Source organism: Rhizobium sp. BT-226 (assembly GCF_025847085.2).
Lineage (GTDB): Bacteria > Pseudomonadota > Alphaproteobacteria > Rhizobiales > Rhizobiaceae > Rhizobium > Rhizobium sophorae.
In genome coordinates, this window is the sequence record NZ_JAOYTI010000007.1 from 1 (window position 1) to 14,437 (window position 14,437).

14 protein-coding genes are annotated in these 14,437 nt (G+C 59.9%); 6 read left to right on the forward strand and 8 right to left on the reverse strand.

From position 1 onward, the window contains the following. The 5 genes from OIU37_RS30965 to otsB all read right to left on the reverse strand — a co-directional run. The coding region (locus OIU37_RS30965) for a sugar ABC transporter permease (protein WP_264259713.1) at positions 1–920 on the reverse strand (920 nt) is incomplete at its 3' end. Continuing rightward, the gene (locus OIU37_RS30970; RefSeq protein ID WP_180697179.1) at positions 917–1,738 is read right to left on the reverse strand and encodes an ATP-binding cassette domain-containing protein; all 822 of its coding nucleotides are present in this window, start codon (positions 1,736–1,738) and stop codon (positions 917–919) included. The genes OIU37_RS30965 and OIU37_RS30970, both read right to left, overlap by 4 nt. 71 nt (positions 1,739–1,809) lie before the next feature. Then, entirely contained in the window at positions 1,810–2,883 is a 1,074-nt protein-coding gene (locus OIU37_RS30975) for a sugar ABC transporter substrate-binding protein (RefSeq protein ID WP_180697180.1), read from the reverse strand. Between the two features lie 283 nt (positions 2,884–3,166). Further along, positions 3,167–4,051 carry an AraC family transcriptional regulator gene (locus OIU37_RS30980; protein ID WP_180696985.1) on the reverse strand — a complete coding sequence of 295 codons (885 nt, stop codon included), beginning with the start codon at positions 4,049–4,051 and terminating at the stop codon, positions 3,167–3,169. Between the two features lie 199 nt (positions 4,052–4,250). Next, positions 4,251–4,982: a trehalose-phosphatase gene (otsB, locus tag OIU37_RS30985; RefSeq protein ID WP_180697181.1), complete on the reverse strand. Its 732-nt coding sequence runs from the start codon at positions 4,980–4,982 to the stop codon at positions 4,251–4,253. A 173-nt stretch (positions 4,983–5,155) separates the two neighbouring features. Here otsB and OIU37_RS30990 point away from each other — a divergent pair, with 173 nt between their 5' ends. Next, positions 5,156–6,241, forward strand: coding sequence for an ROK family protein (locus OIU37_RS30990; protein ID WP_180696986.1), 1,086 nt, complete (start codon positions 5,156–5,158; stop codon positions 6,239–6,241). A 772-nt stretch (positions 6,242–7,013) separates the two neighbouring features. Here the strand turns inward: OIU37_RS30990 and OIU37_RS30995 are convergent. Continuing rightward, positions 7,014–7,397, reverse strand: a complete 384-nt coding sequence (locus tag OIU37_RS30995) for a hypothetical protein (protein ID WP_264259855.1) — start codon at positions 7,395–7,397, stop codon at positions 7,014–7,016. Positions 7,398–7,513: 116 nt separating this feature from the next. Between OIU37_RS30995 and repA the strand changes: the two genes are divergently transcribed. From repA to repC, 3 genes are all read left to right on the forward strand, one after another. Then, positions 7,514–8,731 carry a plasmid partitioning protein RepA gene (repA, locus tag OIU37_RS31000; protein WP_017958286.1) on the forward strand — a complete coding sequence of 406 codons (1,218 nt, stop codon included), beginning with the start codon at positions 7,514–7,516 and terminating at the stop codon, positions 8,729–8,731. Beyond that, positions 8,728–9,717: a plasmid partitioning protein RepB gene (repB, locus tag OIU37_RS31005; RefSeq protein WP_180696988.1), complete on the forward strand. Its 990-nt coding sequence runs from the start codon at positions 8,728–8,730 to the stop codon at positions 9,715–9,717. Before repA ends, repB begins: the two co-directional genes overlap by 4 nt. Before the next feature lie 199 nt (positions 9,718–9,916). Next, a complete protein-coding gene (gene repC, locus OIU37_RS31010) occupies positions 9,917–11,227 on the forward strand; it encodes a plasmid replication protein RepC (protein WP_180696989.1) in 1,311 nt (436 codons plus the stop codon). A gap of 29 nt (positions 11,228–11,256) precedes the next feature. Here the strand turns inward: repC and OIU37_RS31015 are convergent, their stop codons facing one another. After that, positions 11,257–11,583, reverse strand: coding sequence for a type II toxin-antitoxin system RelE/ParE family toxin (locus OIU37_RS31015; protein ID WP_180696990.1), 327 nt, complete (start codon positions 11,581–11,583; stop codon positions 11,257–11,259). Then, positions 11,583–11,864, reverse strand: a complete 282-nt coding sequence (locus tag OIU37_RS31020; protein ID WP_180696991.1) for a type II toxin-antitoxin system Phd/YefM family antitoxin — start codon at positions 11,862–11,864, stop codon at positions 11,583–11,585. The genes OIU37_RS31015 and OIU37_RS31020 overlap by 1 nt, the downstream gene beginning before the upstream one ends. 198 nt (positions 11,865–12,062) lie before the next feature. On the opposite strand from OIU37_RS31020, the gene OIU37_RS31025 reads away from it, so the two are divergent. After that, a complete protein-coding gene (locus tag OIU37_RS31025; RefSeq protein ID WP_180696992.1) occupies positions 12,063–13,055 on the forward strand; it encodes an LLM class flavin-dependent oxidoreductase in 993 nt (330 codons plus the stop codon). Positions 13,056–13,079: 24 nt separating this feature from the next. Continuing rightward, positions 13,080–14,429 carry an LLM class flavin-dependent oxidoreductase gene (locus tag OIU37_RS31030; protein WP_180696993.1) on the forward strand — a complete coding sequence of 450 codons (1,350 nt, stop codon included), beginning with the start codon at positions 13,080–13,082 and terminating at the stop codon, positions 14,427–14,429. The last annotated feature ends 8 nt before the right edge of the window (positions 14,430–14,437 follow it).

The following is a 14,437-nucleotide window of genomic DNA, read 5'->3' on the forward strand; positions in this document are numbered from 1 at the left end:
ATGCGCGAGACGTTGATGCCGGAGCGGCGGGCAGCCTCCCTGTTGCCGCCGACGGCATGCATGGAGCGCCCCCATTTCGTGCGCGTCAGCGCATAGTTCATGGCGGCGACGAGCCCGACGAAAAGGCCGAACATCCAAGGAATGCCGCGCGACTGGTTGAGATAGAATGCGACTGCTTCGAGGGCGACCGTGATGATGACAGCGCGGATAAGCAGTCCGCCGGTCGATTTCGCAGACAGGCCGGCAGCCCGCCGGCGCGCCGAGGTGCGGTAGCTGGAGAAGAAGAAGGCAATGCCGGCAAGCGCCACCAGCAGATAGGCGACCGGGTCCGGCATGACCATGATCTGGCCGAAACTCACGAGCCAGGAACCATAGGGAAGATTGATCGAACCGGTCGCTCCGAGGATATAGAGCTGCAGGCCGAGAACCGCGAGCAGCCCCGACAGCGTCGACACGAAGCTCGGCATCCCGAAGCGGTTGAAGAGAAACGCGTAGAGTGAGCCGATCAGGGCGCCGATAATCATGGCGGCGAGGATCGCCAGGACCACCGGCCAGCCCTGGTTGACCCAGAAGACGCCGACCAGTGCCGAGGCGAAGCCGCTGACGGAGCCGACGGACAGATCGATCTCACCCACCATCAGGATGCAGACGATACCCAGCGAGATGACGCCGACGGTCGAGCAGTCGAACAGCATGTTGACGAGGTTGCTGCTCGAGAGAAACACCGGATTGAGCGCCTGGAACACCGTCCAGATGATCGCCAGGCCGACAATGACCGGCAGCGAACCGAGATCGCCGGAGCGGATGCGATCCCCAAAGGCGCGGATCGAGCCGGCGAGGCTATCGTCGTGGTGCACTCTTTCGTCACGTCGGTCGAGGAGCGCAGGTGCTGCCGGTTCATTCTGGATAGTCTTCATCATGGCCTGCCCTCCTCGTTTTGGTGGCTTTGCGCCTTGCGGCGCATCGCGCGGCGGGAGACGGAATTGTTGGATGCGCCGGTGATGGCGCTGACGAGCTGTTCGTTGGATGCGTCGGGCAACATGGTGCCGTTGTTGCGGCCGAGCCGAAGAACGACAATACGGTCCGCGACGGCCCGAACGTCCTCCATATTGTGGCTGATCATGATGACCGCGAGGCCGCGCTCCCGCACGCGCTCGATAAGGTCTAGCACCTCGGCGGTCTGGGCGACGCCCAGTGCAGCTGTGGGTTCGTCGAGCATGATCAGTTTCGGCTGGAGCAGCAGCGATCGGGCGATGGCCACCGTCTGGCGCTGTCCGCCGGAGAGTGAGGCGACAGGCTCGCGCACGCTCGGAATGCGGGCCGAAAGCTCGTTCAAGAGCTTCCAGGCGGCGATCTCCATCGCGACTTCATCGAGCTGATAGGGGTTGAGCTCCTTGCCGAGAAAGATATTGGCGACGACGTCCAGATTTTCGCAAAGCGCCAAGTCCTGGAAGACGGTTGCGATGCCGAGGTCGAGCGCAGCACTTGGGCTCGACAAGTTGACCGGCTTGTCCTCGAAGATGATCGTGCCCGAGCTTGGCTGGTGCACGCCGGCCAGGATCTTGACCAGCGTCGATTTGCCGGCGCCGTTATCGCCCACGAGCGCCACGACCTCGCCGGCATACACATCGAGTTCGATATCGGTGAGCGCCGACACTGCTCCGAAGTTCTTCGATATTCCACGCAGACTGAGGACAGGCTGACGGGAAGGGTCAGGAGTATGAGAGGTTTCAGACATTGCCTGGCCTTTCGAAAAAGCGAAAATCGGAAGCGCGGCCGGTGGCCCAGCCGCGCTTTCCCTTGGCTCGATTACTTGGTGATGCCGAGCTTCTTGCAGCCGTCGGCATAGCGGCCGGTGCACAGCTCCTCGGCGGTGTTGATCTTCTTGTCGATGATCTCGGCCTTGAGGTTCTCTGCCGTAACGACAGCCGGCACGAAGAGCTGCGCGGGCGTGTCGTAGAGCGTCATTTCGGCCTTGATCGTTTCTCCGGCCAGGAGCTTCACGGCGACGTTGGCAGCGGCAGCGGCGACAATTTCGCTCGGCTTAGAAATCGTATTGTACTGATCCCCTGCTATGATCAGCTGCAGCGCAGCGATCGTCGCATCATTGCCGGTTACCGGTGGCACCGGATCGACACCCGCCGCCTTGAAAGCTGCGATGGCGCCACCGCCGGTGCCGTCATTGGCGGCGACCACGCCGACAATCTGTTTGCCGAAGCGGGTGATCTGGCCGCCTGCCCATTGCTGGGCATTCGCCGGCTGCCAGTTCGGCGTGTCGAATTCGGCAAGCGTCTTGTATCCGCCGCTCGCCAGCCCCTCGTGGATACCGTCCTTGATTAGCCCGGCAGCCGCATCGGTCGGCGAACCGTTGATCTGCAGGATGCCGCCGCCATCGGTCGGCACGTTCTGCGCCTTCAGATGCTGGACGAGCGATTCCGCTATTGCCTTGCCGATCGCCTTGTTGTCGAAGGAGACGTAGAAATCGGCCTTGCCTTTGGGAATAGGACGGTCATAGGCAATGACCTTGACACCCTGGCTCTGCGCGAGTTGGACGAGCGATGCGGCGGCGGCCGAATCCACCGGGTCCAGTACGATGACCTTCGCGCCTTGCGTGATGGCTGAATTGAACTGCTGTTGCTGTTTTGCGATATCGGCATCGGCGTTCTGGTAGAGAACCTTGCATGACGCGCAGAGTTTCTTCATTTCCGCGACGAAGCCCGGGTGATCGTGCTCCTCGTAGCGGGTCGAGCCCTGATCGGGCATGAGGAATGCCACTGTCGCATCCGAAACGGCGGTTTGCGCAAAGGCGGAAGTACCGCCTGATAAGGCTAGGGCAAATGCCGCGGCGCCTGCCGCCTTTGTCGAGAATTTCATCATTTCCATCTCCTCCCATTGGTAAAAATTGTGTAGGTTCGTGATTGCACTGTCTGCCGTGGCCGTTCGGCTGAAGGAACGGTCGCGCCTGTCCTGGCGTTTGACGTTTTTGAGGACAAGCATCTCCGATCGCGAGCCGCTCATCGCGTGCCCGCGTTCAAGTCAGTGTCAGTTTCTGTTCCTCCTCCTCCTCCTCCTCGTCCTCCCTCGTCCCGTGCTTGTTCGGTTGTCTATTTTTTTGTTTTACGCAATTCCGGACGCAAAACCGCTGCGCACTTTTGCTGGTATTGCTCTAGGCCGCCTTTGCCACGTTGATATTGTCACCCAACAACCGCCGGAAACGGGACGGCGTCATGCCTTTTTCCGCGAGGAACTGCCGGTTGAAGTTGGACAGATTGTTGAAGCCGACCTCGAAGCAGATATCGGTGATCGATGCGTGGTCATCACTCATCAGGATCTGGCAGGCGAGATTGATGCGCAGGCGTTTCACATACTGTACCAGCGACATGCCGGTATGGCGTCGGAATGCGCGCGAAAAGGCGCCGGTCGACTGTTCGGCGATCGCCGCGAGATCGGCTTCGTCGAAGGATTTCGTCAGGTTCTCTCTGATATAGGCGAGCGCCTTGTTGATGCCGGCCGACATGTAGCCCGATGGATCGGGCAGATAGCTCGGGCTGGCAAGAAGCCGGGAATCCTGCGCCCGGCTGAGCAGGCCGACGATCATCATGAAGAGCTCGATACGACGCACACCGTGGGCCTGCTGCACCTCGTTCATCAGGGGAGCAACCTGTCGGCTGGTATCGGCGCCGAAGAGCACGCCACGGCGGGAGGCTTCAAGAACCGGATCGAAGGACCCAAGTTCGGCCAGCACCTTCATCGTGCCGCTGATGAAATTCTCGCTGAACTGAATGAGCTGACAGCGAAGCGGAATGCTCGATCCTTTCGGGACATCGCTGATCCAGTTATGGGGAAGATTAGGCCCGGCAAGCACAAGGTTACCCGGCTCGAACTCGCCGATGAAGTCGCCGACGAAATAGCGTCCCGTTGTCGCCACGACGAGATGAAGTTCGTATTCCGGGTGAAAATGCCAACGAACCGTATGGTAGGGGTAGCCATGCGCTTTCGTTGCGAAAGATTCGCCCGGGCGGATCTGAATGACTTCCAAGTCAGGTTCCATGTCTCCTCCTCCGAGGACGGTTCTAGGCCCGCCAGCCAAATTCCCTTTTTGGCTTTATTGTTGAAGGGGAGTGTAGTGGGCTCGTGTCACGCCCGCCACCACGATTCCCGGCTAAAACCGATACTTTTTTGACAATTGATGCCGCACAGCCGGCGTAAAGACGATAGCAATCCGCATGCACATCGTCCAACAGCGTGCCTCAGGCCGCCAAGGCAGCGATGACATTTCTAACCAGCGCAGAAGAGGACAGCCGGCTCGTGGCGCAGCTCGGAGCGCCGATCGCGCCGACACGCACCGAAACGCCGCCACGCGCATTGGCGATCGCAAACATCGACTCGTCGGTCAGATCATCGCCGATGGTAATCGGGCAGCGGTTCTTGAAGGGGTCGGACTGGAAAAACCGCTCCAGCGCATCGCCTTTGCTCGACCGTGCCGGGCGCAGTTCGAATACCATCTTGCCGAGCTGCAATGCCCAGTTCGGCCCGGCGAGCGCCGCATAATGGTTCATGCGGTCTTCGAGCACCTTTTCATATTCGGGCGCGAGCCGGTAGTGGGCGGCAACGGCCGCACCCTTATCCTCGATCAAGACTCCAGGATAGTGCTCGGCTTCCGCGGTCAGCGCATGCTTCAGCGCCTGAAACTCAGCTGTCGCCTCGACCGTCTGCATTCCCGCCGCGTTCCTGATTTCCGCGCCGTGAAGGCCTGCTGTCGGAAATGCAAAGGGTTTAAACAGCTCGTCTGCATAAGCAAGCGACCGGCCGGTGACCAACGCCAGGGCGCCGCCGAGCTTGTTGGACAGGCGATGAAGTTGTCCGGGAAGCGCCTCCGGGACCTCAATCGCATCCGGTGTAGGCGCGAGATTGAGCAGCGTCCCGTCGATATCGAGAAACATTGCCCAATGATCCGGCTCTTCCAAGACCAGTGAAAGCATTTCCTGAGTAGCGTCGTCGTCCTGCACGGCATTCTCCAAAACTCTGCAATCACTGAAGCTAGGTCGCTGGCCGACAAGGACAAGGTGGCTTTTCAGACTCCGGAACATCCGGAGGCTAGTCCGCGTTGTATCTCGCCGCCCGTTCGAGCACTCGCGCCGTAGAAGGTACATTGATGGCCAAAAGCAGTTCCGATCCCCGTGATGAGGTGAATGCCCCGTTGGCGCATGGCGCGTTAAACCTGCCATTGGTCACGATCGACGATTACAACAACGAACTGCGTGACAAGGATGGTTTCGTTGGCGACAACGCCAACAAGAAGACTTTTCAGTTGAAGCTCGACGATTGGAGAAAACGCATCCGCAAGGTCGGAGACGATCCGCTCGGCAAGGCCGCCACCGAGAAGCTTTCCAAGAAGAAGATCGATGCCTTTCTCAAGGGCGACGATATGGCGGCGGCGGCATTGGTCATGGGGGCGGTGGAGGACTTCTCCCAGGACTTCGCCGACGTGATCGGAAAGTTCCTGAAGGACAAGCGCTGGGTAAAGACGGAACGCATCGTCGTCGGCGGCGGCTTCCGGCAGAGCCGCTTTGGCGAGCTCGCGATCGCCAGGACCATGGTTATTCTCAAGGTGGCCGGCGTCGACGTCGAGGTCGTGCCGATCGTTCACCACCCCGATGAGGCCGGACTGATCGGCGCGGTCCACCTAATGCCGCGCTGGATGTTCAAAGGGCACGAGGCGATGCTCGCTGTCGATATCGGCGGCACGAATGTTCGCGCCGGCGTCGTTAAATTCGGAAGGGACGACGTGCCGAATTTTGCGGATGCAAGCGTCTGGGATTCAGCCATCTGGCGTCATGCCGACGACGAGCCAAGCCGTACGGCAACCATCGAGAAGTTGGCCGCGATGTTGCAGGATCTGATCGGCAAGGCCGAAAAGGCCAATCTCAAGCCGGCGCCCATCATCGGGATCGCATGCCCCGGCATCATCAAAGCCGATGGCTCCATCGAACGCGGCGGACAGAACCTGCCGGGCGGAAACTGGGAGAGCGATAGCTTCAACCTTCCTGCCGCACTGATGAAGGCCATTCCGGAGATCGGCGAGGACAGCACATTCGTGATGATGCACAACGATGCCGTCGTGCAGGGATTGTCGCAGATCCCTTTTATGAACGACGTGTCGAGATGGGCGGTGCTGACCATCGGCACGGGGTTGGGCAATGCCCATTTTACCAATCGCGAGGGAACGAAGGCGCGCTAGTGAAATGCCTGCCTCGTGCAACCCTGCTAGCAAGGAACGGGCTTGACCGGAGCCGTGGAGCATTATGGTAAATAGCAGGTAAACAAGAAGAAATTCCGCCGACGGAAGCGAACTCGCCAATAAGTTCCGCTAGGAAAGATGACCACGTTGCCGAACAGGGTGAGATCTGGTTGATCAGGCTAGGGCAAACGTCTTTACCAACGTATGATCCCGATTAGCAGGATTGATCTTACCCACCGCCACCTGATTCGCCTAGCATGCGCTGTTGTGATCTTCGCGGGGGATGACCCCCGGGATAGCGGAAACCTATTCGCGCACAACTGCCGGCATCTGATCGGATTGGTGTCTTCGGTCTGGCCTGGCGATCGATCGGATCTCCGGACAAACGATCCCCCACCTTTCAACGCCCCTGCCCTCGGTATTCTGCCGACTTAGACCGGCAAGAAAATCCAGGCCACACCTCCCTTCCCCCGATAGCACGCAGCAACAGCGCTCCCTGGAGTGAGCCCCACACCGACATCTCGGAATTCCGGCGATGCCGCATGATCGGAGACAACGCCGGTTCGCCGGTGAGCGGGCAAGCTTCAGTTTCGCATGGCAGTCCGCTCCTGCGCAGAAGAGAACCGAGACAATTGTCGCTGCCGAAGGCCGCATTTCAGAGCGGCTTGAAGATGGAGGTCTCCCTCCCCTTGCCCGCTTGGCATCGGAAAAGATGGTGATAACGCCGACGGGCGGTTCTCGGCAGGTTCAAATTGCGCTTATCTCTACGGCTTCACGCAATCGATGCGCAGACGAAAGATAGATCATGAACTTCAAGGGAATAAGCGCTCCGCTCAATGCCGGTCGTCTCGAACAAATGCTGAGCCTTGCTCAGCCACGCCGCGTTGCCGAAACCCAAGACGCAAATGACAAGGCCTCCGGCAGCGAACCCGTCCGCGGGCTGGAAGCCGAAAGCCTTTGCCGTTCGTCTGCCTATAAATGAAAAACGGATTGCCTGATCCAGCGTGCCCAAGCGGTGGATGTTGTTTTCAAGTGAGTCGGGTAATGGCGCTCTGTCGTATCGAATATGCTGAAGTGCGTTAGGGCTGCCGCCGATGGAGGAGGACACGGCCCCATTGTCAGCTGACAATCGCGCTAAGATTCCGGAATTCCACATGATTTTTTCGTCGAATCCCGTTTGTTATCCATTGGCTAACCAAGAAATCGCTTGACGGAATCGGCAGACTCACGATCATTTGCGCAAAATGACCCGATTTATCAGGATTTGCGTGAATGCCGACCAAGGCCGCGATTGTTGAGAAAGCCAAGAGAGCGAGTCGAGTTTCGATCGACGAGACGATCGCGCAGGACTCGACGATGCTCAGCAGCCAATTGCAGGTGCTGTTCGAGCGGTTGTTTTCGCCCGACGCCCGCAAATCGCTGCGGCGGTTCAGCAGCACGGAGACTGCCAAGCTGCTCGGCGTTACCGACAGCTATGTTCGCCACCTCGCCGCTCAGGTGGAAAGCATCAATCCGGAAAAGACGGCGGCCGGGCGACGGGTGTTCTCGCTTGAGGAAATCCATGCAATGCGCCACCATCTCGGGCGCACCAAACCCTCCTATCTGCCGATGCGCCGGCCGGGCGACCATCTCCAGGTGATCGCCGTCACTAATTTCAAAGGCGGCTCCGGCAAGACGACGACATCGATCCACCTGGCGCAGTTCCTGGCTCTTCGCGGCTACCGCGTGCTCGCCGTCGACCTTGATCCGCAGGCCTCGATGTCGGCGATGCTCGGATATCAGCCGGAATTCGACGTCGGCGAAAACGAGACGCTTTACGGTGCCATCAAATATGACGAAACGCGACGCGACGTAGCCGACATCGTCCGCCAGACTTATTTTCCGGGGCTCGATCTCATTCCCGGCAATCTCGAACTGCACGAGTTCGAACACGATACTCCAAAGGCGCTTGCCGACACCAACCGCGACGACAAGGACATGTTCTTCATGCGGGTCGGCAATGCGCTGCATTCGCTGGAGCAGAGCTATGATGTCGTCATCATCGATTGCCCGCCGACCCTCGGCTTCCTGACATTGTCTGCTCTCTGCGCTGCCACCTCCGTCCTCATCACCGTCCATCCGCAGATGCTCGATGTCGCGTCGATGAACCAGTTCCTGACGATGACCTCCGACCTTCTGGCCGTGGTCAAGCAGGCAGGCGGCAATCTCGATTATGACTGGATGCGCTATCTGATCACCCGTTATGAGGCAAATGATGGACCGCAGGCGCAGATCGTCGCCTTCCTGCGCAGTCTGTTCGGCGAGCGCGTGCTGACATCGATGATGGTCAAGTCGACAGCGGTCTCGGATGCGGGCCTGTCGAAGCAGACAATCTACGAGGCGGGACGCGAGACGATGCATCGCCAGACCTATGACCGCGGGGTGGAATCCGTCGACAGTGTCAATGCCGAGGTCGAGCAACTCATTCGCAGCGCATGGAGCAGGACATGAGCCCAAAAGGACGCGACATCCTGAAGAGCATGGTCGGCGCCGTCGAGCCGACACGGCCGGAGGTGCCAAGCGTGCAACAGCCGCACCGACCATCCGGAGCGGTCAAGGCGATGAACCTGTCGCTTGGGCGACTGGGAGAGGAAGCCGCCGCCGCCAAGGCTCTGCGCGAATCGCTGGCCTCCGGCGACAAGGTGCTGGAGATCGATCCGGCCGCCGTCGAAATGTCCTTCATCCGCGACCGTATCCCGGTCGACAAGGATGCCGAGTTCGAGCGATTGAAGCAGTCCATCCAGGAAAGCGGACAGCAGGTTCCGATCCTGGTGCGGCCGGATCCGGCAAGGGCCGGGCACTACCAGGCCGCCTATGGCCACAGGCGCCTGCGGGCGGCAGCGGAGATCGGGGTTCCTGTTAAGGCCGTCGTGCGAAAGCTCACGGATGAAGAGCTGATCCTGGCACAGGGTCAGGAAAATGGCCCCCGTGTCGACTTGAGTTTTATCGAGCGGGCACTGTTTGCGCGCCGCATGGATGAGCATGGCTTCAGCCGCGACATGATTGCCAAGGCGCTGGCGACAGACAAGCCGGAAACGTCAAGGCTCCTGCAGGTGGCTCAGACGATCGATCCCGAGATCATTCTCGCCATCGGGCCGGCCCCCAAGGTCGGGCGCCCGCGCTGGTTGGCATTTGCCGAGAAATTCAGGGAGACGGGCGGGCAGAAAAAGGCGCAGGCCGCCGTCAGTGTCGCTGGTTTCGGGACGTTGGAGACCAACAGCCGCTTCGATGTCATCTGGAAGGCGCTGGAGGAGAAGAGCGCACCGCAGCGGGCCGAGCAGACGCTCCGGACCCAAGGCGGCGCGCCGCTTGCTTTGGTGGCCCGCTCCGGCAAAACCTTTCGCATCACCGTCAAATCGGCGGCGTTTTCGGAATTCCTGGCTCAGCGGTTGGTAGGCCTCGCCGCCGAGTTCGAAGAGGAAAATGAGGGAAAATGAGGCAGTTAGACCGGTTGTCAGCTGACAATTCGGATAGGAGATAACGCGCAAAAGAAAAAAGCCCCCGAACGTCACCGTCACGGAAGCTTTCCTCGTAGTCTTGAACACCTCCGAGAATCGCACTTCCGAGAATCGCTGTCAAGAGTTTTTGGCGCCGTTTTGGTGAGCGGATTTCTTTTGCCTCGTTGAGGTGGAAGATATGGAAACCGGAAGTGTGACGACGCCCTTCGGGCGGCGGTCGATGACGCTTGGCATGCTCGCAAGCCAGGTCATGGTCGGGGAGATCAAACCGGATCAGTCGGTCGATAAGTGGAAATTGTTTCGCGCGCTGTGCGAAGCAAAGCCGCTGCTCGGCATCGGCGATCGGGCGCTTGCCGTGCTCAACGCTCTTTTGAGTTTTTATCCGAAGAATGAGCTGGCCCAGGGAAACGGTTTGATCGTCTTCCCGTCGAATATCCAGCTTTCGCTCAGAACGCATGGCATGGCCGAACAGACTGTGCGGCGTCATCTCGCCGCGCTCGTCGAGGCCGGTCTTCTGCTGCGCAAGGATAGCCCCAACGGCAAGCGTTACGTCCGCAGGGACAGGGCAGGGGAGGTCGATGAGGCGTTCGGCTTCTCGCTGGCGCCGCTGCTTGCCCGTGCCGAGGAGATCGAACAGCTCGCGGCCGCGGTGATGGCTGAGCGGCTGCATGTTCACCGCCTGCGTGAACGCATCACCCTTTGCCGCCGTGACATTGCCAAACTGATCGAAGCGGCAGTTGAAGAAGAGATCCCTGGGGATTGGCAAGGCGTATACCGCGAATTCCGGGACCTAATCGAAGGCCTGCCGCGATCACCGACGACAGCGCAGCTTGAACTGTTGCTGGATGAATTGGCGGCCCTGCGCACAGATATTCTTAACCGGCTGGAAATTCGGGTTAAATCAACAAAACAGCGCGGCAATGCCGATTATATCGAGCGTCACATACAGAATTCAAATCCCGAATCCACCTCTGAACTTGAACCAAGCTTCGAAACGAAGCAGGGCGCGATAGCTGAGCAAGACCACGACCGAGGGGCCGTGGCGCCAAAGAAGGCGAGGGGTGAGGCAGCCTATCCGCACGGGCAGAAGAAGGAGGAAGCGCAAAGTCGACGGCCGGACGTCCGCAATGATGGTGGCGGACTGAAATCCTTCCCGCTCGGACTGGTTCTGCAGGCCTGCCCGGAAATCCTTGCCTATGGGCCGGATGGCGCAATCCGCAACTGGCGCGATTTGATGGCCGCAGCCGTCATCGTTCGATCGATGCTGGGCGTCAGTCCGTCGGCCTACGAGGAGGCGGCAACCGTGATGGGTCCGGAGAACGCCGCCACCGTGATGGCATGCATCCTGGAGCGTGGCGGCCACATTAATTCGGCCGGTGGCTATCTTCGTGGCCTGACGCGGCGAAGCGAAAAGGGAGAATTCGCAATCGGCCCGATGCTGATGGCACTTCTGCGGGCAAATGCGCCGGCGGGGCGGAAAGTTGGATAGTGTTCAACCTTCGCGTGGGCAGCGTATGGCTAAGCGCGGATAAGCCTTCGCTCCAGAAAACTCTGCATGTCGCGACGTCCGTCTACGACGCAGTAGACGACGACGTCTGTGCCAAGGATCCGATAGATCATGCGCCACGGCTTATGGTGCAGTTCCCGATATTCGGAAATTCCGATACCCGCCAACTCCTTCGGAATATTTCCGCGGGTGGGAAATTCTTCAAGCTCGACGCAGGCACTCTCGATTTCCGTCAGGATGCGCTCTGCCGTCTCGGCGCCGTCGCGGCTAGCGATGAAGCGATAGAGATCCTCGATGTCGCGTTCCGCGTCTTCGGCGAAAAGAACACGATATGGCATCAGGATCGGCTGTCCGCCAGACGTTTGCGGATGCGCACGAAGGATTCCGCGGCGGGGCGCAGTTTGCCCTCCTCGACCTGCCGGTTGGTGAGCGCCAGCACCTTCAGCAGCGCCAGCGTCTCCTGTGTTTCTTCGTATTGGCCGACGTCCTGAAGGATGGCTTTCGCCTCTCCGTGAAGCGTAATGACGACCGGCTGCGGGTTATCCTTCAGTGTCCGGATGATCTCCGGCGCGTGCGCCTTGAGATAGCTGATCGGCTTGACCTGTTCTGACAGCTTCATGCGGTTACTCCTTTTCGACCAGAATATAGACCATCAAATGGTCGATTGAAAGAAGCCTTTCAATGCCGGCGGCGCACATTCCCGGCATCCGATTTTTTTCACTCAGCGTGTTCGAAAGAGAATGTCATTTCTTATAATGAAGTTTGTCTACTGATTTTATAGATTAAGCTTTGCAACCAGGGATCGGATCGTGGTGTCATGACCTACCTCCTCAGTCTTCTCGACAAAAGCCCGATCGAACAGGGTCTAACGGCCGCAGATGCGCTGCGTGCGACGGTAAAGATTGCCGCTCGGGCCGAGGAACTCGGTTATCACCGTTTCTGGGTCGCCGAGCACCATAACATGTCCAATCTGGCGAGCTCCGCGCCGGAGGCGCTGATAGCCTATCTTCTCGCCAGGACCTCGAGGATCCGCATCGGCTCCGGCGGCGTCATGCTGCAGCACTACAGTGCGTATAAGGTTGCGGAGACCTTCAATCTTCTGGCATCGCTTGCGCCCGGCCGCGTCGATCTCGGTGTCGGCAAAGCGCCGGGCGGGTTTCCGCTCTCGACACGCGCCCTGCAGCTTGCCGTCGATCCGTCCAGGAAGCCGGATTTTGCGAGCCAGCTTTCGGATCTCAACACCTATCTCGCCGCGGACCCGAATTATGACGGTGCGCAGGCAACGCCTTTCCCGCCGACGGCTCCTGAGCGTTTCCTGCTCGGCGCCAGCGTCGAAAGCGCCGAGCTCGCTGCCGAGAAAGGCTGGGAGCTTGTTTTCGCCGGTCATTTGAACGGCGATCCTGACAATTTGCGCAGAACCTTCGAGGCCTATGAGCGGGCATCCGGCGGCAAGCGCCCGATCCTGGCGCTCGCAGCCTTCGCCGCCGAAAGCGAGGACTATGCCCGCGAGCGCGTCGGCAAGCTGCGCATCGTCAAGGTGTTCCTGCCGAACGGCCAGACCGTCAATGTCGGCAGCGAGGAGGAGGCGGCTGAATTCGCCCGCCAGGCCGGCGTCACCGATTACCGCACCGAGGAAAAAGTGCCGAGCGTGCTGCATGGCACAGCGGAACAGATCCGCAAGGAACTGGACGAACTTCATCGCCGCTACGGGGTCAAGGAGTTCGTGCTCGATACGCCGGCGCTTTCGGTTGCCGAGCGCCTGGCTTCCATCGAGCTGCTCGCCAAGGAGCGGCTTTCCCTCGTCGCCTGACCGTTTCCAAGGAGGATTGATCCCATGGCTCAAAAACACGTCACCTTCGGCATCATGCTGCAGGGTCCAGGCGGTCACATGAATGCGTGGAAGCATCCAAGCGGACCGGCGGATGCCAGCGTCAATTTCGACTTCTTCGTCAAGACAGCGCGCAAGGCGGAGGCGGCGGGCATCGCTTTCGCCTTCGTTGCCGACGGGCTCTACATCAACGAGCAGTCCATTCCGCATTTCCTCAATCGGTTCGAGCCGATCGCCATTCTCTCGGCGCTCGCCGCCTTGACCTCGAAGATCGGCCTCGTCGGTACGGTTTCGACCTCTTACAGCGATCCCTTCACCATTGCCCGCCAGTTCGCCTCGATCGATCTCATCAGCGGCGGCAGGGCAGGGTGGAATGCGGTAACCTCGCCGCTCGAGGGTTCGGGGCGCAATTACAGCCGCGAGCATCCCGAGCACGAACTGCGCTACGAGATCGCCGAGGATTATATCGATGCGATCAAGGGCCTGTGGGATTCCTGGGACGACGACGCTTTCGTCCGCAACCGGGAGACCGGCGTCTTTGTCGACAAGACGAAAATGCATCGCCTCAACCACAAGGGCCGCTTTTTCCGCGTCGAGGGACCGCTCAATATCGGCCGTTCCAAGCAGGGCCAACCAGTCGTTTTCCAGGCTGGCGCCTCGGATTCCGGCATCAGGCTCGCCGGCAAACATGCCGACGCCGTCTTCACCAATGGCGGGCCGTTCGAGGAGGCGCAGGCCTTCTACCGACAGCTCAAGGACAGCGTGATCGCCCATGGCCGCAGTGCCGCTGAAGTCGGCATTTATCCTGGTATCGGGCCGATCGTCGGTGCGACGCAGGAAGAGGCGGAAGCCAAGTATCAGGAGATCCGCAACCTCGTCACGACAGAGGAGGCGCTGCTTTATCTCGGCCGTTTCTTCGATCATCATGATTTCAGCGTCTATCCGCTCGACGAGCCGTTCCCCGAACTCGGCGAGATCGGCAGGAACAATTTCCGCGCAACCACCGACCGCATCAAGAAGACGGCGCGGCAGAAGGGCCTGACGCTCCGCCAGGTCGCGCTGGATTCCGCAACGCCGCGTACGGCCTTCATCGGCACGGCCGAGCATATCGCCAACGAGATCATTCGCTGGGTGGACCATGGGGCCGCCGACGGCTTCATCCTCGGTTTCCCTGTCATCGCCGAGGGCTTTGACGATTTCTCCAGATACGTTCTGCCGATCCTGACGGAGCGCGGCTATTTCGATCCGGTCTTGAAGGGCGAGACGCTGCGCGACCATCTGGGTCTGCCCTTCCGCGAAAGCCGCTATGCGGCGGGCGCCGATCAGGTCGAACGCGGAAAGGCTGTCGGCGCCTGAAGCGCCGA

Bases quoted from the DNA above. Each gene is read 5' to 3' on its own strand.
- OIU37_RS30990 (WP_180696986.1), top strand. From the start codon at position 5,156: ATGGCCAAAAGCAGTTCCGATCCCCGTGATGAGGTGAATGCCCCGTTG.
- repA (WP_017958286.1), top strand. From the start codon at position 7,514: ATGCCGACCAAGGCCGCGATTGTTGAGAAAGCCAAGAGAGCGAGTCGA.
- OIU37_RS30980 (WP_180696985.1), bottom strand. From the start codon at position 4,051: ATGGAACCTGACTTGGAAGTCATTCAGATCCGCCCGGGCGAATCTTTC.
- OIU37_RS31025 (WP_180696992.1), top strand. From the start codon at position 12,063: ATGACCTACCTCCTCAGTCTTCTCGACAAAAGCCCGATCGAACAGGGT.
- OIU37_RS31015 (WP_180696990.1), bottom strand. From the start codon at position 11,583: ATGCCATATCGTGTTCTTTTCGCCGAAGACGCGGAACGCGACATCGAG.
- OIU37_RS30970 (WP_180697179.1), bottom strand. From the start codon at position 1,738: ATGTCTGAAACCTCTCATACTCCTGACCCTTCCCGTCAGCCTGTCCTC.
- OIU37_RS30995 (WP_264259855.1), bottom strand. From the start codon at position 7,397: ATGTGGAATTCCGGAATCTTAGCGCGATTGTCAGCTGACAATGGGGCC.
- repB (WP_180696988.1), top strand. From the start codon at position 8,728: ATGAGCCCAAAAGGACGCGACATCCTGAAGAGCATGGTCGGCGCCGTC.
- repC (WP_180696989.1), top strand. From the start codon at position 9,917: ATGGAAACCGGAAGTGTGACGACGCCCTTCGGGCGGCGGTCGATGACG.
- otsB (WP_180697181.1), bottom strand. From the start codon at position 4,982: ATGCTTTCACTGGTCTTGGAAGAGCCGGATCATTGGGCAATGTTTCTC.
- OIU37_RS31030 (WP_180696993.1), top strand. From the start codon at position 13,080: ATGGCTCAAAAACACGTCACCTTCGGCATCATGCTGCAGGGTCCAGGC.
- OIU37_RS30975 (WP_180697180.1), bottom strand. From the start codon at position 2,883: ATGGAAATGATGAAATTCTCGACAAAGGCGGCAGGCGCCGCGGCATTT.
- OIU37_RS31020 (WP_180696991.1), bottom strand. From the start codon at position 11,864: ATGAAGCTGTCAGAACAGGTCAAGCCGATCAGCTATCTCAAGGCGCAC.